The 25838-nt window shown below is 47.6% G+C and carries 20 protein-coding genes; 14 read left to right on the forward strand and 6 right to left on the reverse strand.

Annotated elements, in window-relative coordinates:
* Positions 1-30: 30 nt before the first annotated feature.
* Positions 31-696, forward strand: a complete 666-nt coding sequence (locus VV1_RS18730) for a pyridoxamine 5'-phosphate oxidase family protein (protein ID WP_011081701.1) — start codon at positions 31-33, stop codon at positions 694-696.
* A gap of 91 nt (positions 697-787) precedes the next feature.
* Here the strand turns inward: VV1_RS18730 and VV1_RS18735 are convergent, their stop codons facing one another.
* Complete coding sequence (locus VV1_RS18735) at positions 788-2188, reverse strand: ATP-binding protein (protein ID WP_011081702.1); 1401 nt, start codon at positions 2186-2188, stop codon at positions 788-790.
* Positions 2188-2892: a response regulator transcription factor gene (locus VV1_RS18740; protein WP_015728181.1), complete on the reverse strand. Its 705-nt coding sequence runs from the start codon at positions 2890-2892 to the stop codon at positions 2188-2190. The genes VV1_RS18735 and VV1_RS18740 overlap by 1 nt, the downstream gene beginning before the upstream one ends.
* Positions 2893-3277: 385 nt before the next feature.
* Here VV1_RS18740 and VV1_RS18745 point away from each other — a divergent pair, with 385 nt between their 5' ends.
* Positions 3278-3982, forward strand: a complete 705-nt coding sequence (locus VV1_RS18745) for a VV20781 family protein (protein ID WP_011081704.1) — start codon at positions 3278-3280, stop codon at positions 3980-3982.
* A 52-nt stretch (positions 3983-4034) separates the two neighbouring features.
* On the opposite strand, the gene VV1_RS18750 is transcribed toward VV1_RS18745, so the two are convergent.
* Positions 4035-5045: an AraC family transcriptional regulator gene (locus VV1_RS18750; protein WP_043921256.1), complete on the reverse strand. Its 1011-nt coding sequence runs from the start codon at positions 5043-5045 to the stop codon at positions 4035-4037.
* 110 nt (positions 5046-5155) lie between these two features.
* Here VV1_RS18750 and VV1_RS18755 point away from each other — a divergent pair, with 110 nt between their 5' ends.
* The 6 genes from VV1_RS18755 to VV1_RS18780 all read left to right on the forward strand — a co-directional run bounded on the left by VV1_RS18755 (position 5156) and on the right by VV1_RS18780 (position 12482).
* Positions 5156-5491, forward strand: coding sequence for a hypothetical protein (locus VV1_RS18755; RefSeq protein ID WP_011081706.1), 336 nt, complete (start codon positions 5156-5158; stop codon positions 5489-5491).
* Complete coding sequence (locus VV1_RS18760) at positions 5488-6711, forward strand: HlyD family secretion protein (protein ID WP_011081707.1); 1224 nt, start codon at positions 5488-5490, stop codon at positions 6709-6711. Before VV1_RS18755 ends, VV1_RS18760 begins: the two co-directional genes overlap by 4 nt.
* Positions 6712-6852: 141 nt before the next feature.
* A complete protein-coding gene (locus VV1_RS18765) occupies positions 6853-8199 on the forward strand; it encodes a magnesium transporter (RefSeq protein WP_011081708.1) in 1347 nt (448 codons plus the stop codon).
* A 566-nt stretch (positions 8200-8765) separates the two neighbouring features.
* Entirely contained in the window at positions 8766-9668 is a 903-nt protein-coding gene (locus VV1_RS18770) for an AraC family transcriptional regulator (protein WP_011081709.1), read from the forward strand.
* 288 nt (positions 9669-9956) lie between these two features.
* Positions 9957-11195, forward strand: a complete 1239-nt coding sequence (gene codB / locus VV1_RS18775) for a cytosine permease (RefSeq protein ID WP_011081710.1) — start codon at positions 9957-9959, stop codon at positions 11193-11195.
* 9 nt (positions 11196-11204) lie between these two features.
* Entirely contained in the window at positions 11205-12482 is a 1278-nt protein-coding gene (locus VV1_RS18780; RefSeq protein WP_011081711.1) for a cytosine deaminase, read from the forward strand.
* Positions 12483-12804: 322 nt separating this feature from the next.
* On the opposite strand, the gene VV1_RS18785 is transcribed toward VV1_RS18780, so the two are convergent.
* Complete coding sequence (locus VV1_RS18785) at positions 12805-15165, reverse strand: Lon protease family protein (RefSeq protein WP_011081712.1); 2361 nt, start codon at positions 15163-15165, stop codon at positions 12805-12807.
* 268 nt (positions 15166-15433) lie between these two features.
* Between VV1_RS18785 and VV1_RS18790 the strand changes: the two genes are divergently transcribed.
* Positions 15434-15934, forward strand: a complete 501-nt coding sequence (locus VV1_RS18790) for a hypothetical protein (RefSeq protein WP_011081713.1) — start codon at positions 15434-15436, stop codon at positions 15932-15934.
* A gap of 14 nt (positions 15935-15948) precedes the next feature.
* Positions 15949-17577 (forward strand): ABC transporter ATP-binding protein, encoded by a 1629-nt coding sequence (locus VV1_RS18795; protein WP_011081714.1) that lies wholly within the window; start codon positions 15949-15951, stop codon positions 17575-17577.
* Between the two features lie 182 nt (positions 17578-17759).
* Here the strand turns inward: VV1_RS18795 and VV1_RS18800 are convergent, their stop codons facing one another.
* Both VV1_RS18800 and VV1_RS18805 read right to left on the reverse strand, forming a co-directional pair.
* Entirely contained in the window at positions 17760-19796 is a 2037-nt protein-coding gene (locus tag VV1_RS18800; RefSeq protein WP_011081715.1) for a prolyl oligopeptidase family serine peptidase, read from the reverse strand.
* Between the two features lie 234 nt (positions 19797-20030).
* Positions 20031-20930 carry a LysR family transcriptional regulator gene (locus VV1_RS18805; RefSeq protein WP_011081716.1) on the reverse strand — a complete coding sequence of 300 codons (900 nt, stop codon included), beginning with the start codon at positions 20928-20930 and terminating at the stop codon, positions 20031-20033.
* A gap of 212 nt (positions 20931-21142) precedes the next feature.
* Between VV1_RS18805 and VV1_RS18810 the strand changes: the two genes are divergently transcribed.
* The 4 genes from VV1_RS18810 to VV1_RS18825 all read left to right on the forward strand — a co-directional run bounded on the left by VV1_RS18810 (position 21143) and on the right by VV1_RS18825 (position 25826).
* On the forward strand, positions 21143-22837 hold the full coding sequence (locus tag VV1_RS18810; RefSeq protein ID WP_011081717.1) for an L-lactate permease: 1695 nt from the start codon (positions 21143-21145) through the stop codon (positions 22835-22837).
* Between the two features lie 147 nt (positions 22838-22984).
* Positions 22985-23740, forward strand: a complete 756-nt coding sequence (locus tag VV1_RS18815) for a (Fe-S)-binding protein (RefSeq protein ID WP_011081718.1) — start codon at positions 22985-22987, stop codon at positions 23738-23740.
* Positions 23740-25170, forward strand: coding sequence for a LutB/LldF family L-lactate oxidation iron-sulfur protein (locus VV1_RS18820; RefSeq protein WP_011081719.1), 1431 nt, complete (start codon positions 23740-23742; stop codon positions 25168-25170). Before VV1_RS18815 ends, VV1_RS18820 begins: the two co-directional genes overlap by 1 nt.
* Positions 25167-25826, forward strand: a complete 660-nt coding sequence (locus tag VV1_RS18825; protein WP_011081720.1) for a LutC/YkgG family protein — start codon at positions 25167-25169, stop codon at positions 25824-25826. Before VV1_RS18820 ends, VV1_RS18825 begins: the two co-directional genes overlap by 4 nt.
* The last annotated feature ends 12 nt before the right edge of the window (positions 25827-25838 follow it).

A 25838-nucleotide genomic window follows, 5' to 3' on the forward strand; every position in this document is an offset into this window, starting at 1 on the left:
CTAAGCACTTCGCACGAAAGGGAGAGAAGTATGTTGTCAGCAACGGACAGGACTCAAATTAAAAAAGCGGCACGTAAAGCAGTACACGATGTAGAGCAGTTACATCGGATCATTGATGAAAGCTTGATTGCTCACATCGCCATTTCGGATGCCTCGGGACCCATTGTCATCCCGATGCTTGCTTGGCGTGTCGACAACCAAGTCTATATTCATGGCGCACGAAACAGCCGCTTAATCAAAGCGCTGAGATCAGGGCAAAACACCTGCCTCACTTTTACTTTATTTGATGGCTGGGTGTTGGCACGCTCTGCCTTTCACCACAGTGCCCACTACCGAAGCGCGGTGGTTTTTGGTCAATTTAATGTGATAGAAGAGAATGCAGAAAAGGATCGTTTGTTGAATCATTTTATTGAGCAGATTGCCCCCGGTCGCACCGAGCAGGTTCGCTTAAGTAACGAAAAAGAGCTCAATGCCACCGAACTGCTCGCCATCGGGTTGGAAGAAGCTTCAGTAAAAATCAGTGCATTTGGTGTCAATGACGACAGCAGCGATCTCGATCGCCCCGTTTGGGCGGGCATCTTACCCTACCGAACCGTTGTCGGGCCATTAGTGGGTGTCGAAGAACAACAAGGCAGTATCGCGCAACCCGATTACAGTCATGCCTATGGCACTCGTTGGCATCAAGCTTCTCGTTGAGCGCGCTTGCACCTGCCAGTGATTTTTATCTGGCTAATTTAGCCAAGCATGTTGACCATTAACCACAGAATATCAGCGATTTTTCTTGTGGTTAATGGAACGCTTTATCGATTCGAGCTTGATATTTCTTAAAGGCTTCGTCATCACAAGGCGACGCATTGTCACCATTGTTTTGATTAGGGATCAAGATGCTAAATCGCGCCCCACCCAAATGGCTATCATCGACAGAAAGGTGCCAGCCTAAACGTTTCGCCGCGCTTGACGCAATCGCCAGTCCAAGACCAAATCCACCAGAGTTGGCATTGCGACTTTGATCTAAACGCGCAAAAGCAATGAAGATCTCGTCACGTTTATCCAGCGGAATGCCTGGACCATCATCTTCAACGTCAATACACCAGCAGCAATCGAAATCGCGTAGTGTGACGTCTACTCTGCCATGACCATAGCGGGCCGCGTTTTTAATCAGGTTATCGAGCACCAATTTGGCTAACGTCGATTCAAACACCATCACGTCGCTGCGGCGGATGCCGTCAGTCTTCACATCTCCCAAACCGTTGGACATCAACCTTGTGCGACACTCGCAAAACGCCAATAACGATTTCTCTATGCGCATGCTCTCACGATACTCTTTTGTCAGCGCATTGAGGCGCGAGAGCTGAATGACGTCAGTGGTCAGCTCGTTGATATCTTCTATGTACTCATCAATATCGTCAAAAAGTCGCTGCTGCTCGGCGGGCACTTTTCGGCGCACGAGATCGGAAGCCATTTGAATACGGCTGAGTGGCGTGCGAATTTCATGCGGTATTGCCTGAGAAAAAATCTGGCTCTGTTTGACGCGGCTTTCGATCTCTTCCGCCATCATATTAAAACTGACGGAAGCTTCATGCAGCGGTGACGTGTTGTAGATCTCTGAGCGCACACTCAATTCCCCTTCCCCAAAGCGCTTTTGCAATGCCACTAAGCGATCTACCCTCTTTCTCACGCGATAGAGAGGCACATAAACCAACAAGGCGAGTGATAGCGCCATCGTGGTCACCAACATCAGCAAAAATTTGATTTCCGAATCTTCATACCACTCGATATTGGGACTAAAGAAATCGCGTGTTTCTTTAAACACTAAGCTATGGCGAGAGTTTGGCAGAGGGAATACCGCCAGATAGACGTTTTCTTCGGTGATATAAATTGGCACGGCTTGCAACGTATCCAGCAGTCTGCAGCCATCACAGGGGGGAGAGCCATCCCAATTGTCGAGCAAATAGAGTTCAAAAATGTAGAACTTCTGATAATGATTGCGTGCCAGTGCGGAAAATTGAGAATCCGCTTTGGTGCGTTGCTCGGTATAGAGATCAACAAAGTAGCTGCCATCATTGAGGAAGATTTCAAGATCGGTCTGCCGCATATAATCTTCAGCGAAGTAGAGAAACACAGCGACCGTGACAAACAGCCCAATCACCAGCTCCAAATAGAGACAAGTGAACATCGAACGGCGCATTAATGGGTGCCTACTAGCATATATCCGCGATTGCGGATGGTTTTGATCACCGCACTTTGTACATTCGCTTGCTGTAACTTTCTTCTTAAGCCCGAGACACGCATATCGATAGAACGATTGTTAAAACTGTATTCAATACCACGTGCAGCCTGACAGCAGTCATCTCGCGTTACCACTTGATCGATGCTGGCAATAAGAAGCTGTAAGATTTCAAATTCCGACGTTGTTAAGTTAAGTGGTTTATCAAGATAAGCGGCACTTTGCATTTTTTCGTTAATGCTCAGCCCATACACTTGCTTGATATACGACGGGCTGTCGCTCGGAGATTGAACGCCTCGCTGTAAACGCCTCAATAGCGCTTCGATGCGAGCCACCAGCACATGCCCTCGCACGGGCTTAGTCACGTAATCGTCCGCACCAAACTTGAATAGGCACACTTCGCTCATCTCATCTTCTGAGGCCGTCAACACCATGATCATGCCCTGATAGAAGTGACGAATTTCTTTACAGATGGTTGCGCCGTCCTTGCCCGGCAACATCAAGTCGAGTAGTACAATATGCGGCTCATAGGACTTCACTGTCTCTGCGGCATGAGTACCTTCATGAATGACTTTCACTTGATAACCTTCTGCATCTAAATACATTTTGGTCAATCTCGCGATTTCCAAGTCATCTTCAATCAGTAGAATTTTGCAATCCAACAAAACGATACACCCAGTCTATAAATCCGCGCGCAGTATATAGGAAAGATTGGCGAAGGCAAAAACAAAAGGTCAAATAATTGACTCGTCAAAAAGACGAGTTACGCTTACATGACCTTACATTAGTGGAGGACTTTATAAAACCAAACCATCTACACAGATCATACACCTAATAAACCAACCAATCGCTTATACGTTAAAATTTAACGCCAAAAATAAATTGAATTTCAGAATTAAATGCCAAGGCAATTTGTAAGCAATCCGGGCTTATTGCTTACAAATTCAAATATCCAGCCACCACTGAATCCAAGCGCATAGCTGCACATTACATTGACTCAAGGTATGATTCGCACCCATCCATTTCCCCATTCCATTTGAGAGTACTATTGTGCGAAAACAACTCCAATCTGTAGCGCTATTCTCGGTTGCTGCAATGCTTACTGCGTGTGGCTCTGTCGCCATCATGTCCAAATCAGATTTGGTGAAACAACAACCTGAATTGATCATCAAAACGGATGGTGATTTTTGGGGGCTAGGCCAAGAAGGTACGTTTGATCTCGCCGGTTTGTATAACGGCCAATACTCTCGTCATGCTTCCAATTCTTCATGGTTTGATACCATCTCGACCTCAAAAGGCGAGATGGCTGCCAATATCACCAACACCCAAAATAACCAGATGTGGACTATGAGTTGTTCAGGCGGTGGCACGAACGTGAACTACATGGGCGTTCAATTTGGTGGCAACAAGCCGTATCAGTGCACCATTTTCCAAGCAGGTGAACAAGTGGGTCAGTTCATCATGCAAGAGAAATCGGCGGTGATCGATTTGGGTCTAGAAAAGAAAGAAACAGGCTACATTGAAGTGGGCCACACTCGCTTTGAACTCGAAACTGTGCATACGGGTGAAGGGCTACTGATGCCGCTTGAATCTCCGCTTGGCTACAGTTTTAAGCACAATGGCCGTGAAATTGCTGCCGTACAAACCAACGGCATGCTGACGGTGCAATGGCTACCTGAACTGACAAGCCATGAAAAAGACGTGCTCGCTATTGGCGCGATCGCCGGAGCACTAAGCTGGCGTCCACAAGAATAAACACTCGCCTCTGTTGAATGCATCAACATCAGGATGGGCCCTATATTCTGTTTTAATAGACATCGTGGAAACGCTGCCGATACTGCGCTGGCGTCACTCCACGATGTTTTTTGAACATTCGATTGAAACTCGCCACATTGGTATAGCCTAAACGCTGCGCAATCACCTCAATCTCAGCGCCGTGCGCGAGCAAGTTAACCGCTTGGTTACTCAATACATAGCCGCAAACCGTTGAAAAGTTTAATCCCAAACGATGCAAACGCCGCTGTAACTGTTGTTCAGATATGGACATCAAGTCCGCCACACGTTTCAGCGTCGGTAACCCATAATGACAGCTGTAGTTAACCAGCTCATAGATGGATTTCAGTTCGTCATCCGGCACAGGCATATTGAGCAAGTCATCTAAATCAGAGAAGTTCATGGCAAGGCGCTTGTTCGCCACCAGCTTCTTTTGTCTGACGGCCAGTCGATCGTCCGAATGTAACCAAACTTCGGTTTTATTGTGGTTCCACCCGACTTCGCAGCCAAAATACTCTTGGTATAACGCACGATGAGTGCGAGAGCCTGAAAGCATCACTCGACGCGGGGTAAAATCCTCACCTAAGTATTCACGGACGATTTTGGTCATAAACACCGCCACGCGTATGCTGTCATGCACTTTCACATCGGGATGAATGAAGGGGTTTTCGTAGGTCCATTTAACCAGCGGCCCGACTTGCGAGCCAGCGAGAAACGCACCAGATTGCAGACAGCCTATTCCGTAGTTAATGCGTCGAATGGTGGTCGATAAATCGTAGCCTGAGAAAAGCCAACGCCCCACAGCACCCAACTTTTCAATGTCCACCTCTTTGGTCAATTTCAGGATGAAATCCGCCTCAGTAAAACGTTCTAAGTTCGCGTATAAACGGTTCAATTCCGGCAATGGAATCAGGTTCATGGTGTTATGAAATACGGAATCAGGAAGACCGATTTGTGCCTGAGACAAGCCGTAGAGGCGCTTGGCATTGAGCTGCAAGTTAACAATAGAGATCGCACGAACAAAGCGAACAGATTTAATATCCACGAAAACAGATCGCATCAAATTTAAATAAATAATGAAGTAATCTGTCACAAACTAAGTGAGTTATCAATTCCTGAACACAATAGCGCAAAAATCGAATACAGGAGAATTGAATGAGTCTACTTAGTGTGCCGTTCGTTGGAACGGGCGCGGATACTGCCTTGCATGTGATGGCTACCGTCGTATTGGTCGCAAGTGTTGCGGCAGCGGGATTTGGCTTTTGGAAGATTCACGAGCTCCCCATCAATAAAGCACACAGTAAAGATCATCATCAAATCGGACTCATCACCGCCCTCACATGGATTGGATTTATTTGGCACTGGGTTTGGGTGCTGGCCGTTATTCTCGCTTTTGTCGACATGGACAAGGCGATTATTCATTTACGTGACACTTGGAAAGGCACACCCGAAACCGATGCCCAACAGCAGGAGCAGGAGAACGCGAAATGATTGAAGGTTTAGCGGTATGGGCGCTGTTCATCTATTTGCTACGCATGGTGGGCATGCCTTGGAACAAAGGGACGAAAGCTTTTGCTTACATGAGCGGCGTCTCTTGGTTAATGTTTGTTTGGGTTGGGTTGATCAATTTCACGCCGATGGACATTTCTGGCGGCTCGGTGGTGCAATCGCCACACATTCAATTGCGCCCGGACTCCAGCAACGTCAACGGTAAAGTTGAAAAAATCTACATTTCGCCCAATCAAGAGCTCAGCAAAGGTCAGCTCATTTACCAACTGGATGATACGCCCTATCAAATTGCGCTCAACCAAGCCAAAGTGACAAGCCAAGCAGCGCAAGTGGCTCTTAAAGTCGCACAAGAAGACATCGCCATTGCTCAAGCAAGCCATGAGGCGGCGTTGCAAGACCTAGAAACATCAAAAAGTCAGTTAGCAGCAGCGAAAGCCGATCATCAGTTGCAAGCCAAAACATTAACGCGATACGTCGAACAAAACCGAGTGGTGAAGAACACCATCACGCAGAATGACATCGACAAGCAGACAACGGCAGTGGAACTGGCTAAACAGAACATTGCAACGTTGCAATCGTCCTTGAAGAAGAAAGAAGTCGATGCAAGCCGCGCAAAACTCGACATTACCAAGGCTGAGTTGGCCGTCGAAACCCGCACAGCCGATCTTGCCAAGGCGAAAGAGCAAGTTGCACGCGCGCAATGGGATCTTGACAGCACATTGGTTTACGCACCAGCCGATGGCTTTGTCACCAACTTCATCTTGCGTGAAGGGCAACGTGTTTCCATGATGCCAAGGCTGCAAATGTACACCAACGAAAAGTACGTTTTGATGCGTGTTAATCACCAAGCCATTCGCAATGTCAAACCAGGGCAAATGGCGGAGTTCGCCTCTTCGGTCTACCCCGGAAAAATTTTCTCCGCAGAAGTCGAAGGCATTGTGGAAGCTACTGGAGAAGCGCAAGGCAACCTGCTTGGTTGGGATGACTCAGTGCGCATAACCACTGGCAAAAACCTCGCTAACAAGCATCACTTTGTGCGTTTAAAAATTGATGAACCAGAAGGCTACGACTTGCCTGTCGGTTCAGTGGGCTTGGCATGGGTCAGCGGAGAAAAGCCCATTGGCTTCCTCGCTTTCTTAGACGTGATTCGCGGCATCATTATCCGCATGAAATCTCAGTTGTACTTTTTCTACTCCATCTAATCATTAAGACCGCACTAAGCGGTCTTACCTCTTTCCTTCTCAACACTTTATTTTATCGACCTCCTTTGAAATCCCCGCAGTTTCCAGTACCTTATCCAACATTATAATTTTCATTGTTTTTATTTTTTCGGGGGATACTTTGTGAGCGAATATCAGGATCTACCCTTACTGATCGAGCAGATTGCACAAGCAGAAGATGCTGAGCAGATCGTTTTGCTCAACGATTCCATCGAGCATGGTCTCGAATCCGGCTCGATTGCACTGATTTTAGAATCGCAACCCGTTGATGATCGTGTGCGCTTGTGGCGTGCTTTGCCATTGGAAATGCACATTGATGTACTAACCGACATGCGTGCCGACGCGCGCTATTCCGTCATCAATGCCTTATCTGAGATAGAACTCAAACTCACCTTAGCGAAACTTGATAACCTTTCGTTGATCGAATGGGCAGATTCATTGCCTGAAGAGATCATCAACGAAGCACTGTCGTTGATTCAAAAAGATGAACTTGAACTGTTCGACTTAGCGAACAAATACGGTGATGACGAGCTAGGCCGTTGGGCTGAGCGAAAAATCATTACCTTACCGTTTAATATCTCTGTTGATCGCGCAAAACGATTGATGGAAAAATACAGTTTTGACACGCCGCAGCAAGTCTATCTCATCAATAAAAAGAAACAGTTTCGGGGCGTTGTGAATTACTACGAAATTTTGCGTAGCGAAGGCCATACCGTACTCAAGAATTTAGTGATTGACCCTGTCATTCTGCTAAGTAGTAAGATGGCGCTGGCGGAAGCCGTCGAAGCCGTCGAGCACAGCTCCTTACCTGCACTTCCTGTGGTTGATGAAGACCAAACACTGATTGGCGAGGTCGATTGGCAGTTTGCCCTCACCACACAAAGGGAAATTTACGAAGCGCGTTTAATGGCTGGTACGGGTATGGACGAAGGGGACGATCTCTTCGCGCCAGTCATCAAAAGTTCGAAAAAACGCGGTGTATGGCTCGGGATTAACTTGCTCACCGCGATACTTGCCTCTGTCACCATTGGTCTGTTTGAAGACGTGATAGCGCAAGTGGTGGCGCTGGCAGTGTTGATGCCGATAGTCGCTTCCATGGGGGGCATTGCCGGTAGCCAAACCTTAACACTGATGGTTCGTGCTATGGCGCTCAATCAGATCACGCCAGGTAACCGCTTTGCCTTGTTCAAAAACGAATTCGGCATTGGTGCGATAAATGGCTTGCTTTGGGCGATCATCATCGGCGGGCTTGCGGCTCTTTGGTTCCAGTCCCCTCTCCTTGGCGGAACCATCGCATTAGCGATTATCGTTAATATTATTACCGCGGCGATGTTTGGCGTGCTGATTCCAATCATTCTCGACAAATTGGATCTTGATCCTGCACTGGCAGGTTCCGTGATTCTCACTACCGTCACGGATGTGGTTGGTTTCTTTGCCTTTCTTGGCACTGCCAGTTTGGTTTTGCTTTAAGCGGCCATCACCGCATTAAGGACCTTGACCTCAAGGTGAAAGTAAACGGAAGCTCGAAGCTTCCGTTTTTTATTCCGTTGTTCTGCCTTTGACTTTATCAACCCAAACCACACTGACATCACACTCCCTCACTGGGCTAAACACCTCACCCAATTTATAAATAGATTCATTATTAGCTTTAGTTATTACACCACCCTATCAATAGCGTTTTAATTATAAATTGCAAAACGCAATTGCAATTTGCAATCACCTCAGAAAACTAAGCAACCAATGTCACAGAAACCATGGTAAAAACGCGGAATTTGGCGCTAAAAAAAGTTGGCACGCTTTCTGCTTATATAAACGTGACCCTTATTAAGCCGAGGGTCACCTAGCCAACTGACGTTGTTAGTGAACTTGATTTGTTCACATGTATATAAGCCAATCGCACCTTTTGCGGTTGGCTCTTTTTTTATCTATCCGCTCTAACTTCCCTACGAAACACTTTCCTTTCTTTGTCAAATTCTCTTAGGCTATCGAGAGATTCATTATTCAAAAGCCATCATTGCAATCCATCCGTCATGATTATGAAAACCAATTATCAACAACGTTTGATCCCTGTGATTCGCTATCTCGAGAACCACTTTGACACGCCTCTAAACCTAGAAGAAGTGGCTCGTCTGGCCCACCTTTCTCCTTACCATTTCCATCGCATCTTTAAAGCGGTCACTGGTGAGACGCTTAATGAATACTTGCGTCGCCTTCGACTGGAAAAGATTGCCAATCTGCTGTTTTACAGCAAACCCAGCGTGACTGAGGTGGCGCTAGACTATGGATTCTCCAGCTCGCAAAGCTTAGCGAAAGCATTTCGGCAGCATTTTGGACTTACGCCCTCACAGATTCGACAGTGTGAAACGCTTGAACAGTTTGCTCTGGTGCTACAAGAGAGCAAGATAGGACACACGCTGCGCAAGAATGGACACGAAGCACTCACTGAACCCTCATACACTGGAGGGGAATCACAAACATGGAGTAGCACAATGGATATTCAAACATTCCCAGCCAGTAAAATTGCTTATATTCGTGTCACTGGTGAGTACGGCAAAAACTACGAATCAGCCACACAAAAGTTATATCAATGGGCAGGACCACGTGGTTTGGCGGGCAACACCTGTATTTTCATTTATCACGATAACCCTGAGATTACCCCTGCGGACAAATGTCGAACGGACATCTGCTTGCTCAACTGTGAAAATGCGGAGGGAAATGGCGAGCTCGAAATCAAAGACTTTCCTGGCGGTGAGTATGCGTTCATCCGTAAAACCATTACCGATAACGCGCAATATGCCACCGCGTGGGACGAGTTGATGGCACGGCTTGTCGAGCGTGGCTTGGAGTCGGATGAGCGTCCTTGCTTTGAGCTGTATCATTCCTATGATCCACAGACCCAGCACGCGGATGTCAGTTTCTGCACTGCCGTTACAGCCTAAATCGAAACTGGGTGAGCGGTTGCTCACCCATGCTCACAAACAAAACGTATTAATGTCAGATAATTCATAAAAATAAGCGATAAAACAAACTCGATACCACTCTTTATTTTTCACTTATTGAAAATCACATCTATTTGTTTTTATTAAGTAAAAAAAACAACAAAGTCAAATGCAAACGTTTTATTAACAAAAACATCATTGACAGCCTTGTTTTCATCACCATAATACGCGCCGTTTACCCAAAATTTGGGTCTATAATGACTATTCTATTGTATCGTGGAGGTAAAAATGGCGGCCGATAATAACTTCAGTTTGGGCCCGGTTCCCAACTCAGCCAGAAAAGGCGTTGCGTCTTTAACCATGGTGATGTTAGGGCTCACTTTCTTCTCCGCGAGTATGTGGACGGGCGGTTCACTCGGTACTGGACTCTCATTTAACGATTTCTTCCTCGCTGTTCTCATTGGTAACCTCATCCTCGGTATTTACACTTCTTTCCTAGGTTACATCGGCGCTTCTACTGGTCTCTCTACTCACCTTCTTGCTCGTTTCTCTTTTGGCTCTAAAGGCTCTTGGCTTCCTTCCGCACTGCTTGGTGGTACACAAGTCGGTTGGTTTGGTGTTGGCGTGGCCATGTTTGCGATTCCAGTCAACAAAGCGACAGGCATTGATACCAATACCCTCATCGTCATTTCTGGTCTATTAATGACGGCGACGGTTTACTTCGGTATCTCTGCGCTGATGGTGCTATCTGCCATTGCAGTACCAGCAATTGCGTTACTCGGCGGATACTCGGTAGTAGAAGCGGTAAACAGCGTGGGTGGTGTGGCAGAGCTGCAAAAAGTACAACCTGCGCAACCGCTGGACTTCTCTGTGGCTCTCGCCATGGTAGTTGGCTCTTTCATCAGTGCAGGGACGCTGACCGCAGACTTCGTACGATTCGGCAGAAAGCCAAAAGGCGCGGTGATGGTCACTATGGTGGCATTCTTTATCGGCAACTCACTGATGTTTATCTTTGGCGCTGCGGGCGCGGCAGTCACTGGTCAATCCGACATCTCCGAAGTGATGATTGCGCAAGGTCTGCTTATCCCGGCGATCATTGTGCTTGGTTTGAATATCTGGACCACCAACGACAACGCGCTTTACGCATCCGGTCTAGGCTTCTCTAACATCACAGGCTTGCCAAGCAAATACATCTCCATGGTGAACGGTTTGGTCGGCACGTTATGCGCACTATGGCTGTACAATAACTTTGTCGGCTGGCTAACCTTCCTGTCGCTTGCCATTCCACCCATTGGTGGCGTCATCATTGCGGATTTCTTTATCAACCGTAAACGTTATTCCAATTTCGCCGCAGCAGAGTTCCAAACAGTCAACTGGGCTGGCATTATCGCCGTAGCGATTGGTGTGGTTGCAGGTCACTTCCTACCAGGTGTAGTACCTGTCAATGCGGTACTCGGCGGCACAATCAGCTACCTGATTCTCAATCCTATTCTAAATAAAAAGAGACTGGCCGAACTGCCAGCGTAAGGAACCATCATGACAACACTATTGATCAAGAACGCAACGCTTAAGGGACAGGAAGGTCTCCAGCAAATTTTGATTGAGGATGGTCAATTCACGCGTATTGAAAACAACAATGTCGAACTCAATTACACTGGTGACGTTCTTGATGCCGAGGGCGGCATGGCGGTCGCCCCGTTCTGCGAGCCGCACATTCACCTTGATACCACGCAAACCGCGGGTGAGCCAAGCTGGAATATCTCCGGGACACTTTTCGAAGGCATCGAGCGTTGGGCTGAGCGCAAAGAGACGCTGTCGATTGAAGATGTCAAATCGCGCGCGAAGCAAACACTTAAGTGGCAAATCGCCAACGGTGTGCAACACGTTCGTACTCATGTTGACGTATCAGACCCGACTCTAATCGCGCTAAAAGCGATGGTGGAAGTGCGTGAAGAGATGAAAGAGTGGGTAGACATCCAAATCGTTGCATTTCCGCAAGAAGGCATTCTGTCTTACCCGAACGGCAAAGAGTTGCTAGAAGAAGCGGTTCAATTGGGTGCGGATGTGATTGGTGCGATCCCTCACTTTGAATTCACCCGCGAATACGGCATCGAGTCGCTGCATTATGTGTTTGAACTGGCCCAAAAATACGATCGTTTGATCGATGTGCACTGTGATGAGATTGATGATGAGCAATCGCGCTTTGTTGAAACGCTGGCAGCACTGGCACACAAGTTCAACATGGGTCACAAGGTAACCGCAAGCCATACAACGGCAATGGGTTCTTATAACGGTGCGTACGCCTCTCGCCTCTTCCGTTTGCTGCGCATGTCGGGCATCAACTTCGTGGCGAACCCGCTGGTCAACATCCACCTTCAAGGTCGCTTTGATGACTACCCGAAACGCCGTGGTGTCACGCGCGTAAAAGAGATGCTCAACGCCAACATCAACGTCTGTTTTGGTCACGATGACGTGTTTGATCCTTGGTACCCACTAGGCACAGCAAACATGCTGCAAGTGCTGCACATGGGTCTGCATGTTTGCCAAGTGATGGGATACGACCAAATCAACACCTCACTTGATCTGATCAGCACCAACTCAGCGCGTACGCTGAACATTCAAGACAAGCACGGTATTGAAGCAGGTAAACCTGGTAGCTTGCTGATCCTTCCAGCGGAAAATGGTTTTGATGCTGTGCGTCGCCAAGTGCCGGTTCGTTACTCTGTTCGTCACGGTAAAGTGATTGCGGAAACGCAACCTGCGACAACGCACATCCACCTTGGTGAGCGTGAACAAGTCACTTTTCAGCGCTAACATTGGTGATAAATGCCTTTGAAGACGAAATTGGCCCATCGGGCCAATTTTTTCATTCAACCCCATTAATATGGAATCAATCTCACATAAATATTAAGTAATTTAATAATAAATTGTGGAATATTTGCGCACTTAAAAAATCACGACTAGTGTTAAGACAACCCAGTGAACCTGAAAAGAGATAGCGAATTTTCAGAATTCACTAACAACGTCACACTCACAACTCTCATATCAATGATAATAACTCAATATTAAACGGCTCCCTTAGGAGCCGTCTTTGTTACTAGAAAATCAACACATAAAATATTGATTTTATTAGTTATCACTTTCTCAGCGCGTTGAGTTTGGCTTGAGCAATACCAAAGATAGTGTCAATGGGGTAGCTGCCATCATCGGTGGGCTCGCCCGCCGATTTGCCGGTAAAGATCTCAATTGCTTCAGTGACATGGTCAATCGCCCAAATATGGAAATCGCCTTTTTCTACGGCTTTAACAATATCTGGTCTCAACATCAGATTATGCACATTCGAGCGTGGAATAATCACCCCTTGTTGATCATGACGACCTTTGATAGCACACACATCAAAGAAGCCTTCGATCTTCTCGTTTACCCCGCCAATCGGCTGTGACTCACCAAATTGGTTCATCGAGCCGGTGATCGCGATATCCTGTCGGTTTGGCTGTTTAGAAAACGCCGACACAACGGCACACAACTCCGCCATGCTGGCGCTATCGCCGTCCACACCGCCATACGATTGCTCAAACGTAATCGTCGTCGTCAGTGGCACTTTCGCATTACGGCCAAATACCGATGAGAGGTAAGCCGACAATATCATCACGCCTTTAGAGTGAATGCTGCCCCCCAAATCCACGCTACGTTCAATATCGATCACCTCACCATCACCATAACAAGTGGTGGCAGTAATACGGTTTGGCGCGCCAAATGCGTGATCACTGGTACTCAAAACAGAAAGTGCATTTACTTGGCCCACCGCACTACCTTCGGTACGAATTAACGTGGTGCCATTAATAAATCCTTCCATCACAGCATCTTGCAATCGGCTCACTCGCATTTCTTGATTGCTCAGAGCCTCCTCAACGTGACCGATGCGGATCATGTTAGAGTTAGACTGCTTGGCCACATAGTTCGACTCACGTAGCAAATTGGCAATGTGCGCCGAATGCAATGAGAGCTTGCCTTGGTCTCCCACTAGACGAGAGCTGTGCTCAATGATGCGCGCAATGGCTTTCTTATCGCAATGCAGCATGCCATTGTCGTGCACCACACTGGAGATAAAGCGCGCGTACTGAAGTTCAGATTCCGGTGTACGCTTCATTTCATCTTCAAAATCGGCCGTGACTCGGAACAGCTCGCTGAACTCTGGATCGTAGTGTTGTAACAACTGATACGTGCGATAGTCGCCAAACAAAATGATCTTAATGTCGAGAGGAATCGGTTCCGGATCAAGTGATACCGCACCAGTCAAGGTCACCTCTTTTTCTAACGAGGTAAAGCTGAGCTGACGAGAACGAAGCGCTCGTTTCAAACCATCCCACACGTACGGCTGCTCAAGCACTTTTTGTGCATCCATCAACAGCACGCCACCATTGGCTTTATGCAAGCTACCCGCACGAATTAAGGAGAAATCAGTAAATACCGTGCCTTTGAATGTCGCGGTTTCAATTGAGCCAAACAGCGTGTGATAGTTCGGTGTTTCTTCTACCACAATAGGAAACTCACCCGTCTTGCGACTCACTAGCACGTTCACTTTGTAGCGGCGCGGCAGTTTCTTATCAAGAGAAGCGGTGGCCACTTCACCTTGCTCACCCGTTTCCTCCAAAAAGATATCGGCGTTTTCGATGATGTCTTTTTGCAGTTCCGTTAAATAGGTTTTGATCTCTGGATATTGTGAATAATCGAGCTTAAGTTGCTTGATAAAGTGCGTAATCACATCGCGAGTGACATCGTCATTGAGCTTTTTGATTTTCTCGCTGTAAGACTCTTCCCATTCGGTTAAGTTACGCACCATCGAACGAAGGTTCACCTCAAGTTCGTCGATACTTGCTCCAAAGTACTCCTGCTCTTTACGGCTTAGAGCATCAAAAGTCTCCTCCGTATGCAGTTCTTCACCGTTCAACGCGACAAACTGGTAATCACCTTGTGTGGTGATGGTCAAACTAATGCCTTTTTCTTTGGCATCTTTCGTAATACGCTCGAGTTCTTGTTCCTGCTTTTGTACCAGTTGGTTTTTCAGCTTATCGGCGCGTGAATAATACATTTCATTATCAAACGCCAGCGGCATTGCGTTGACCAACTTGGTCATCAGTTTCTCAATATCATTACGGAACTGAACGCCCACCCCTTGCGGTAACTTGAGCACTTTTGGGGTGCGAATATCTTCGAAGTTCGCGACATAGCACCAATCATACAATGCATTCACGTCATGTTGATGGCGGTTTAAATAGCGCAAAATCATCGTACGCTTACCTAGGCCATTCTGGCCAATGGCGTAGATGTTGTAACCTTTTTCCTTGATTGACATAGCAAACTCAACCGCTTTTTGAGCGCGTTCTTGCCCCACAATCTCGTCAATCGGAGCCAACTCCTTGGTTGACTTACATGGCAGTTGTTCTAATTCAGCCACAGAATAGAGTTGTGCTGCGGATAATCTTTGAATCGCCATAGCTGCCTCCTTGTTTATTGTTCTTGTCATTCTTCCCAGTTAGCTCAATCCATTCTTCGCTATATTGAGCTCTCAGGAGGTTCTTTACTCCACACTACCTCAAGTCTAGTCGGAAATAATAGAATTTTTAGTGACTTATGCAACACGCCAGCGCAAGTGAGCAGAAATGCAGCAATTGTTAAACAAATTAAGACAAATGATATAAACTTGCATTTGATAATAATTTTCATTTAAACTTCAAGAATCGCGTTTTAGACAGGAGAGTAAAGTGAACATCGAACAATGCTGGATGCGCTTTCTTAAAGCCCAAGAGTTAATGGAACAAGGTCATTGGCCGGAAGCTCATCACTTATTTAGTGAAGTGCTCACTTACTTGCCTACCCATATTCAGTCAGCCGCACATGACTGTGAACTCAAACCGTGTCAGCTCGTTTGTTTGCTCAGCGGATTACGTGAAGCCAGTATCATGCAGTCTGAACTGTATAACCGCTTGGGGCTCTATCAAGACGCTTTTTCTACCCTCAACAACACCTATGCTCTGTTCCAATTTGTGGCACTTGAGCAAAGTGAACTCATTCAACGTGTGCACTCCATGTTAAGCAAACATTGCGATGATTTACTCTCGTACATGACGGCGTTTTGCCGAGCACAACGGAATGCGCAATGGATGCTGGAGTTAGATCATGTCAACCGCGCCCACGCGCAGTTTGCAACGCTACAGCTTTTTAATGGTAGCGCTCCACAGCACGCTTCTCGCGTCCTTAACTAAGACAAGGAATTACAATGTCATCAAGAACCATTCTTACGGTGAACAACCTCTCGGTCAGTTTTAAGACCAACGATGGAATCGTCGATGCAGTTAAGAATGTTAGCTTCGATCTCCAAGCTGGAGAAACCCTCTCAATTGTTGGTGAATCTGGCTCTGGCAAGTCTGTCTCTTCCAGTGCTTTGATGAAACTGTTGCCCAATAACGCGATTGTCCATCCGGATTCCTCGATTTTATTTGAAGGGGAATCGATTCTTGAGAAATCAGAGCAAGCGATGCGCAAGGTCCGGGGCGATCGCATCGGGATGATTTTCCAAGAGCCAATGACGTCACTCAATCCGTTTATGCGTGTGGGCATCCAAGTTGCAGAAGCAATGATGTGTCACCGTAAGGTGACGCAAAAACAGGCCAAACACCGAGTACTCGAGTTGTTCGAACTCGTTCATTTGCCGAATCCGCAACAGGCTTATTCAAAATTCCCTCACGAATTTTCTGGTGGTCAATTGCAACGCATCATGATCGCAATGGCGTTGATCAATGAACCTGAAATTTTGATTGCAGATGAACCCACCACGGCATTAGATGTCACGGTGCAAGCGGAAGTACTCTATCTGATCAAAGAGATTCAAGCCAAGATGGGCATGGCGATATTGTTCATCACCCATGATCTGGGCGTGGTAAAGCACTTTGCCGATCGCGTGTTGGTGATGTGCAAAGGGGAAGTCGTTGAAGAAGGGAGCACACAAACGCTGTTTTCCAACCCGCAGCACGACTACACCAAGATGCTGATCAATTCCATTCCAAAGGGAAGCAAAGAAGCGGTTGATGAATCTGCCCCTATGCTGCTCAAAGCGCAAGACATTCGTGTTAAGTTTCTCGTTAAACCGCACTTTTTACCGAGTCGAAACCAATACTTCGAAGCAGTTAAAGGCATCTCGCTGCAATTAAAGCAAGGCGAAACACTCGGTATCGTCGGTGAGTCGGGCTCTGGAAAATCGACTCTCGGTCGCGCGCTCATCGGTTTGCTGCCTTCCACTGGTGAGATCGAATTTCAAGGTCAATCACTTGCTCAATTGAGCGAAAAAGCACGTTTCGACCTCAAGAAACAAGTACAGATGGTGTTTCAAGACCCATATGGTTCGTTGTCACCGCGTATGACAGTGGGCGAAATCATCACCGAAGCGTTGACGGTTCACCGCCCTGAGCTAAGCAAGCAGCAACGTATGAGCATGGCACGCGAAGCGCTGAAAGAAGTGCGTTTGGATCCGACGTCGATTAACCGTTATCCACACGAATTTTCCGGTGGCCAACGTCAACGCATTGCGATTGCACGGGCGTTGATCCTCAAACCTGCGTTTATTCTGCTCGATGAACCCACCTCGGCACTGGATCGCTCTGTCCAATTGACGGTCATCGACTTACTTAAAGATCTGCAGAAAAAATACAACATCGGTTATCTGTTTATTAGCCATGATCTTTCGGTTGTTAAAGCCTTGTCTGATCGCGTCCTAGTGATGCAAAAAGGTGAAGTGATGGAGCAAGGCAGTGCTGACGATATTTTCCACCAGCCGCAAAGTGACTACACCAAAAAACTCATCAGCGCGTCGTTTGATCTCGATGAGCCACAGATTGAAGAAGTCGCTTAAGTCGACTCAAACGAGGACCAACTCGCAAGTTCACATTACAACGTCAATGGAAAAAGTAGAACATGGCTGTTCTTTGGCTTGGCCGCCAACCCAATAGTGACTTGGGCTGAAAATAAGCGTCACAAACAAAAATGCCGCGAACATATCGCGGCATTTTTACATCCCTTAGATGAATAAACGGATTACTTTAATGCGGTGATTCCCATATTGAACAACGTAAACGCATACATATCCGCAGAGAGATCGATCATTTTGCTCATCGGCATACCCGCGCCGTGCCCGGCATTGACATCAATTCGGATCAGTACCGGATTCGCGCCTTGGTGCTTCTCTTGCAGCTCGGCAATGAACTTATAAGAGTGCGCAGGCACAACACGATCATCGTGATCGGCCGTGGTCACAAGGGTTGCTGGGTAGGCTGTACCTTCCTTGACGTTGTGTACCGGAGAGTAGCCCAACAAATACTGGAACATCTCTTCACTTTGCGCCGAGGTGCCGTAGTCGTATTTCCAACCTTCACCAGAGGTGAAAGTGTGGTAGCGCAGCATATCCAACACCCCAACGGCAGGCAGTGCCACTTTGAACAGCTCTGGTCGCTGAGTCATACAGGCACCCACAAGCAAACCACCATTTGAACCACCACGAATCGCCAAATAGTCCGAACTGGTGTATTGCTGTTCAATTAAATATTCTGCGGCGGCAACGAAGTCATCAAACACATTCTGCTTTTGCAATTGCGTTCCAGCATTGTGCCAAGCCTTACCGTATTCACCGCCACCACGTAAGTTAGCGACCGCGTAAACGCCACCCAACTCAAGCCAGCTGGCTACCATGCCTGAAAAGGCAGGCGTCAAACTGACATCGAAGCCACCGTAACCATAGAGAATCGTCGGATTTTTACCGTTGAGTTCAATCCCTTTCTTATAAGAGATGATCATCGGGATCAAGGTGCCATCTTTCGATGGGTAGAACACTTGCTGTGATTCAAACTGAGTGCGATCGAAAGGCGCTTTTGACTCTTGGAACACCTGAGACTCACCGCTGTTCACATCCAGCGAGAAAATCGTCGGCGGTGTGACGTAATTGGTGAATGTGTAGTAGAGCGTAGTTTGGCTCTTCTTCCCTTCGAGCCCCGTTGCGGTGCCTTCGCCGGGCAGCGTAATTTCTCGAACTTTTTTCCCTTGGTAGCTGTACTGCACGACTTTTGACAGCGCATCAACCATGTAGGTCGCAAAAAGATAACCACCTGCCGCCACCACCTCGAGAGGCTGATCTTGCTCGGCGATCACATCACGCCATTGACCACTTTCAATGTCCACACTCACTACTTTACCGTTTGGCGCATCCAAGTTGGTGTAGAGAAGAAACTCACGATCGGTCGAATCCAGCAAATGCGTATCAGAGTCAACGTGATCCAACAAGGTGTAAATCTGGCGCTCATCACTTTGCAGATCGACATAAAACAAGCGGTTACCCGACGTTGACTCGTGGCCACTGATTACCAAGTAGCGATCGTCTTCGCTTGTCTGTCCATAAACGTAGCGATGCAGTTCGCCTTCCGCCTCGCCGAAAACCAACACATCATCGGATTGTGGTGTACCCAGTTGATGGTAATAGAGTTTGTGCTGTTCTGTTCTGGCTGACAGCTCGCTGCCTTGCGGCTTGTCATAACGCGAGTAGTAAAAACCTTGATTGCCCAACCACGACACACCGGTAAATTTCGCATCGACAATTTCAGGTTCGATTTGCTCACCTGTTTCGGCATTGAGCACAAAAATCTTACGCCAGTCACTTCCCCCTTCAGAGATAGTGTACGCCACCAGCGAGTCATCTTTTGAGAAAAACACGCCAGAAAGTGAGGTCGTGCCATCGTCAGAAAACCCGTTCGGGTCAAGAAATACCTGCGCAGCTTCGTCACCTTTGCGGCGATAGAGGACACTTTGGTTTTGTAAGCCGTCATTTTTGTAGAAGTAGGTGTATTCCCCATGCACAAAAGGCTGAGAAGATTTTTCGTAATCTTGACTCGCGGCGATTTGCTCTCTGAGTTGCTGGCGAAAACCAATCTGGCCTAGATAGTCAAATGTGATGGCGTTTTGCCCTGATACCCACTCTGTGGTTTCTGCACTGCGATCGTCTTCTAACCAACGATAGGGATCGGCCACCGCATGGCCGAAGTAATGATCAACAATTGGGTCTTTACGTGTTTTGATGTATTGCATAACGTCCTTGTGACTCTTTGTGTGAAGCACTTTCTATAAAAAGCATGAAGGCCAAATGGCCTTCATGCTTTAGGGTTTGCTTATGGTTGTAATGAGAATAATTTTCACCCCTTAACTTAGGGCTTACTGCGCGGTTTTCAAGGTAAAGATTGCAACATTTCTTGAAATGATGACTCAATCGCAATTTATTACTTATCATCAATCAAAGTCAGCGCCTCTCAACATCAGCAACACTCAAAAATAGTGGGAAATGGTCAGATAACGCTCCCGAATATGCTCAATTAATAAACGCACTTTATTCGGTGGCTGGCGAGTGAACGGATAGACCGCATAGATGCCCAATTTTTTACCAACTTGTTCTGGAAAAATATCCACCAGCTGACCATTACGAAAATCGTGGTACACCAAGCAGCGAGGAACATAGGCAATACCATGGCCACCTAACGCCGCTTTGCGCAAAGCCGTTGCGTTGTCGGTCGAAAAACACCCTGCCACTCGCACAATGTAGTTGCCTTTTTCCCCCTTAAACTCCCACTCCGACGCTCCTGTGGTTTGGTAGGCATACTGCAAGCAGTTGTGTTGAGTTAAATCAGAAGGGATTACTGGTTTGCCATTTTTGGCAATGTAGGAAGGAGAAGCGCACACCACCCATTGAGAGTCGAGAATGTGCCTAGCAATCAAGCTGGAATCCTCAAGATAGCCGGTGCGAATGACCAGATCATAGCCGCCTGACACGAGGTCAACAAATCGGTTATCTAACGACATATCGACGGTTAATCCTGGGTGCTGGTTACAAAATTCGGCAACCGCATCCGCCAATATCAAATCACCCGAAATCGTCGGTACCGACATTTTGATATGGCCACTGACATTCTCTCCAAAGCCTGCAACGGCATCCATAGCCTCCTGAGTGGCTTGCTTCACATTTTTGGCACTATGCAGTAACGCCTTGCCCGCCTCGGTCAACGTCAATTTTCGCGTTGTTCGATATAATAATTGAGCGCCAATTTCTTCTTCAAGTCGCGCAATTCTTTTGCTAACCACCGAATTTGTAAGGCTATTTTCTTCAGCCACCTTACTAAAACTGCCCTGTTCAACCACTTGGCTAAATAAGATTAAGTCATCTGCACGCATTGGATTATGTCATTTTTGGAAGGAATGATTTTCATTATTTCCCTATATCAATAAAAAATAAAGGGGTAAATTCACGCCAAATTAACAAGCCCATTACAAAAACAATAAGCTTTTTTCAATTATCCGTGTCAGTTGAACACTGCAATTGGAAGTCAGACCAACCTGATACCCCTACTCCATCAAGGTTGATCAAGCTGTACGAGGAAGTACTTATGAGTGAAACATTGTTAGCCCTTTTGGCCTTTTCGCCAATTGTGGTCGCTGCCATCCTACTGGTCGGTCTTAACTGGCCTGCTAAAAAAGCCATGCCTGTTGCCTTCGCACTCACTGTGGTGATTGCACTCTTTGGTTGGGACATGTCCACCACCCGCGTGATCGCCTCTGTGCTGCAAGGCCTTGGCATTACTGTCTCCGTGTTGTGGATTGTATTTGGTGCTATTTTCCTGCTGAACACGTTGAAACACACCGGAGCCATCACCACTATTCGCAACGGCTTTACCGATATCTCCGCTGACCGCCGCGTACAGGCGATCATTATCGCTTGGTGTTTCGGTTCTTTTATTGAAGGCGCATCTGGTTTTGGTACGCCCGCTGCGATTGCCGCACCTCTTCTGGTCGCCATTGGTTTTCCCGCGCTTGCGGCGGTACTGATGGGAATGATGATCCAATCCACACCGGTTTCTTTTGGTGCCGTTGGGACACCCATTATTGTCGGTGTGAACAAAGGTCTTGATACGCATAACATCAGCGAAGCCTTGATCGCTCACGGCTCAAGTTGGGATATTTACCTACAGCAAATCACTTCAAGCGTGGCGATGATCCACGCCACTGTTGGCACCATCATGCCGGTGCTGATGGCAATGATGCTGACACGCTTCTTTGGCAAAAATCGCAGTTGGAGTGAAGGGTTAGATATTCTTCCGTTCGCCCTATTTGCGGGTTTCGCTTTCACTGTCCCTTATGCCTTAACTGGCGTGTTCTTAGGCCCTGAGTTTCCTTCTTTGATTGGTGGTTTGGTCGGTCTTGCTATTGTAGTAACGGCGGCCAAAAAAGGCTTTCTCGTGCCGAAGTCACAATGGGATTTTGAAGCCGAGGACAAATGGCCAGCAGAATGGTTAGGCTCACTCAAAATCGATCTTGAACAAGTGCAAGGCAAACCGATGAGTCTGGTAAAAGCTTGGACACCTTACGTGCTTTTGGCAGTGATTCTCGTCGCCAGCCGCGTGAGTGCTGACTTCAAAGCCTTGTTAACGGGTATCAGCATCAGTTCTGGGACTATCTTAGGCGAAGCTGGTATCAGTACAGCGTTCCAACCACTTTATTTACCTGGTGGCATCTTAGTGTTTGTCGCGTTACTTGCCGTGCTCATTCAAGCTGGCAGCCTCAAACCAATGGCAAAAGCGCTGGGCGAATCCAGTAAAACCCTCGTTGGAGCTGGCTTTGTACTCGTCTTCACCATTCCAATGGTTCGCATATTTATCAACTCGGGTGTCAACGCGGCGGATCTCGCCAGTATGCCCGTCACCACCGCAAATTTCGCCGCTGACTTAGTTGGCTCTGCATTCCCGGCGTTGAGTGCCACCGTTGGTGCCTTAGGGGCATTCATCGCCGGTTCCAATACAGTGTCAAATATGATGTTCAGCCAGTTCCAATTTGAAGTGGCACAAACCTTGACCATCTCCAGTGCGGTTGTGGTGGCACTGCAAGCGGTGGGCGCGGCAGCGGGTAACATGATCGCCATTCACAACGTGGTTGCCGCTTCCGCCACTGTTGGGCTGCTCGGTCGTGAAGGTGCGACGCTGCGCAAAACCATTATCCCAACTTTCTACTACCTTGTAGTCACGGGCATCATCGGTTTAACACTGATTTACGGTTTGCAGATCACCGATGCACTCATGGCACCGTAGATAGCCAGATTCATAACGACAACGAGTGGCAGGTGCAACCTGCCGCCAAACCAATATGGCGTAGCGGTCGCATACCCCGACAACCATAGCGTAGTCACTGCGCTATCCGCTGACCACTACGCCATTCTTTACACGGGAGCACTGCCAATGCGTATTTATCCGGCAAAACCTGACAAAGTTTATTTCTACGCCACTTGCCTCGTCGACATGTTTGACCCAGAAGCAGGGCTCGATGCCATGACACTACTCGAGCAGCAAGGCATTGACGTTATCTTTGTTGAAAAACAAACCTGTTGCGGCCAGCCAGCTTACTCTTCTGGATACGATGAAGAAGCCAAACAAGTTGCCCTCAGCCAAATTGAATTATTTCCGCAAAGCTACCCCGTGATTGTGTTATCGGGATCGTGTGGCGGTATGATGCATCATCATTACCGACGTCTTTTTAAAGGCGATTCGCACGAAGCCCAAGTGAGCCAATTCTGTGACCGAGTTTTTGAGCTCACCGAATTTCTCGTCAATGTGTGTCGTGTCAAGCTCAATGACCAAGGTCAACCAACCTCAGTGGTGATGCACACTTCCTGCGCGGCTCGTCGGGAAATGAATGTGCATGTCACCGCAACAGAACTGCTTTCACAACTCGATAATATTGAACTGCGCATGCAAGATTACGAAAGCGAGTGCTGCGGCTTTGGCGGGACATTCTCTGTTCGTCATCCCAACATTTCTCAAGCCATGGTGGAAGACAAAACTCGCCATATCGAGGCCACTGCCGCTGAGACACTCGTTAGCGCAGACTGGGGCTGCTTGCTCAATATCAACGGGGCATTTGAATATCAAGGTAAAGCGATCAAAGGTCGCCACTTGGCCAGTTTTCTACTCGAACGAATTGGGGGGAAAGCCTAATGTCACAAACTCCGCAACAGTTCCATCAGCAAGCCAAAGTCGCGCTCGCGGACCCGCAACTCAGAGCCAATTTCCGTGGTGCGATGGATTATCTGCGCGACAAACGTAGACTCGCCTTTGCCGATCCTGCCGAGGAAAAAGCGATTCGAGATCTGGCGGAAGCCATTCGTCAACGATGCTTAAGCAAGTTACCGCAACTGCTAGAAAAGCTTGAGTTCAACTGCTATCGCAACGGTATTCATGTCCATTGGGCAGAAAATGCTGACGAAGCCAATAGCATCATTGCCAGCATTGCTAACGCTCATCAGGCGAAAATGATCATCAAAGGTAAATCGATGGTCAGCGAAGAGATTGAGATGAACCATGAGATGGCGAAACTGGGGATTGAGTGCTTAGAAAGTGATATGGGGGAATACATCGTCCAACTCGACGGCGACAAGCCTTCCCACATCATCATGCCAGCCATCCACAAAAATAAGCAGGAAGTGAGTGATACCTTCGAGAAAAATCTCGACAACTTCACGCCAACAACCGATGTGGATGCCTTGATTCAAACTGGCCGCCAGCGCTTACGACAAAAATTTCACGATGCCGATATTGGTTTATCTGGCGTCAACTTTGCCGTTGCTGAAACAGGTACCTTGTGTTTGGTGGAAAACGAAGGGAACGGGCGCATGTCCACTACCGTGCCGAATGTGCACATTGCGATTACTGGCATTGAAAAGGTGGTGGAATTTTTGACCGACGTACCGCCGCTCTACAGCGCATTAACCCGTAGTGCGACCGGACAAGCCATTACCACCTATTTCAACATGATTACCTCACCACGTAAAAATGGTGAAAAAGATGGCCCACAAGAAGTGCATTTGGTGCTACTTGATAATGGCCGCTCACAAGCTTATCAAGATGAAGAGTTACGCAAAACGCTGCAATGTATTCGCTGTGGCGCCTGCATGAATCACTGCCCTGTTTACACCAAAATTGGTGGCCATGCCTATGGCACCGTCTATCCCGGCCCTATTGGTAAGATCATCTCTCCTCATTTACTAGGATTGGAAAAAACACAGGATCTTGTTACCGCATCAAGCCTTTGCGGCGCTTGTGGAGAAGTATGCCCGGTACGCATCCCCATTCCTGAAATGTTGCAACGCCTGCGACGAGAAGCAAAAAATGATCCCATGCCAAACCATGCTCCACTTCGCGGCCAAAACGCGGCGCACAGTGGGTTGGAAACGGCAGCAATGAAAGGCTTTGCTTACGCCGCTAGCCATCCCTCGCTCTACCATGCAGGCACGGCCATCGCCAGCAAAATGCGTAACCTACTTCCGGCAAATCTCGGGCCTTGGACACAATGCCGCACTGCGCCAAAACCGGCAGAAAAATCCTTACACCAATTGATGGCAGAAAAACGCAAAAGAGGTGAATCATGAGCCATGCGAAAAACAACATACTCAATCGCCTCAAAGCCGCCAACGCGATTGAAAAAAGTTCTGCGCACTTGAGTTATCAACCATGGGGACACGAACAGAATGTCACTCAGGATGAAAAAGTGCGCCGCTTCATCACTGCCATGGAAGCCAGCCACGCCGAAATGCACACGATAGAAGCGTCACAACTCGAATCCACCATCGCGCGTATTGTGTCAGACAAAGCGTGTCAAACCGCCGCCATTGGCACGGATGGAGAATACATTCACGCCTTTCGTAACGGGCTCGCTCAGGTGAAAGTGGTGGAATTTGAACGCCACATTGAAGAATGGAAGAGTGAGCTTTTTAACCAAATCGATGTCGGTATTACTCATGTTTTAGCCGGTATTGCAGACACTGGTGCTTTGGTGTTATGGCCAAACGAATATGAGCCAAGAACCTTGTCCTTGGTACCTCCTAAGCACATCGCCGTGATCAAACAGTCGACTCTCAAGTGCAATTTTCTTGAGGTCATGGTGGAGCAAGAGTGGGCACATCATATGCCGACCAATGCACTGTTGATTTCTGGCCCGTCTAAAACGGCTGACATCCAACAAACTCTGGCCTATGGCGCGCACGGACCAAGTGAACTCGTGGTGTTATTACTTACCGATCAATAAGCGAAAAACGTA

The organism is Vibrio vulnificus CMCP6 (assembly GCF_000039765.1).
GTDB lineage: Bacteria > Pseudomonadota > Gammaproteobacteria > Enterobacterales > Vibrionaceae > Vibrio > Vibrio vulnificus_B.

Excerpts from the sequence above, each read along its gene's own strand:
- VV1_RS18730 (WP_011081701.1), top strand. The coding sequence starts at position 31 with ATGTTGTCAGCAACGGACAGGACTCAAATTAAAAAAGCGGCACGTAAA.
- VV1_RS18735 (WP_011081702.1), bottom strand. The coding sequence starts at position 2,188 with ATGCGCCGTTCGATGTTCACTTGTCTCTATTTGGAGCTGGTGATTGGG.
- VV1_RS18755 (WP_011081706.1), top strand. The coding sequence starts at position 5,156 with ATGAGTCTACTTAGTGTGCCGTTCGTTGGAACGGGCGCGGATACTGCC.
- VV1_RS18760 (WP_011081707.1), top strand. The coding sequence starts at position 5,488 with ATGATTGAAGGTTTAGCGGTATGGGCGCTGTTCATCTATTTGCTACGC.
- VV1_RS18770 (WP_011081709.1), top strand. The coding sequence starts at position 8,766 with ATGAAAACCAATTATCAACAACGTTTGATCCCTGTGATTCGCTATCTC.
- codB (WP_011081710.1), top strand. The coding sequence starts at position 9,957 with ATGGCGGCCGATAATAACTTCAGTTTGGGCCCGGTTCCCAACTCAGCC.
- VV1_RS18780 (WP_011081711.1), top strand. The coding sequence starts at position 11,205 with ATGACAACACTATTGATCAAGAACGCAACGCTTAAGGGACAGGAAGGT.
- VV1_RS18785 (WP_011081712.1), bottom strand. The coding sequence starts at position 15,165 with ATGGCGATTCAAAGATTATCCGCAGCACAACTCTATTCTGTGGCTGAA.
- VV1_RS18795 (WP_011081714.1), top strand. The coding sequence starts at position 15,949 with ATGTCATCAAGAACCATTCTTACGGTGAACAACCTCTCGGTCAGTTTT.
- VV1_RS18800 (WP_011081715.1), bottom strand. The coding sequence starts at position 19,796 with ATGCAATACATCAAAACACGTAAAGACCCAATTGTTGATCATTACTTC.
- VV1_RS18805 (WP_011081716.1), bottom strand. The coding sequence starts at position 20,930 with ATGCGTGCAGATGACTTAATCTTATTTAGCCAAGTGGTTGAACAGGGC.
- VV1_RS18810 (WP_011081717.1), top strand. The coding sequence starts at position 21,143 with ATGAGTGAAACATTGTTAGCCCTTTTGGCCTTTTCGCCAATTGTGGTC.
- VV1_RS18815 (WP_011081718.1), top strand. The coding sequence starts at position 22,985 with ATGCGTATTTATCCGGCAAAACCTGACAAAGTTTATTTCTACGCCACT.
- VV1_RS18820 (WP_011081719.1), top strand. The coding sequence starts at position 23,740 with ATGTCACAAACTCCGCAACAGTTCCATCAGCAAGCCAAAGTCGCGCTC.
- VV1_RS18825 (WP_011081720.1), top strand. The coding sequence starts at position 25,167 with ATGAGCCATGCGAAAAACAACATACTCAATCGCCTCAAAGCCGCCAAC.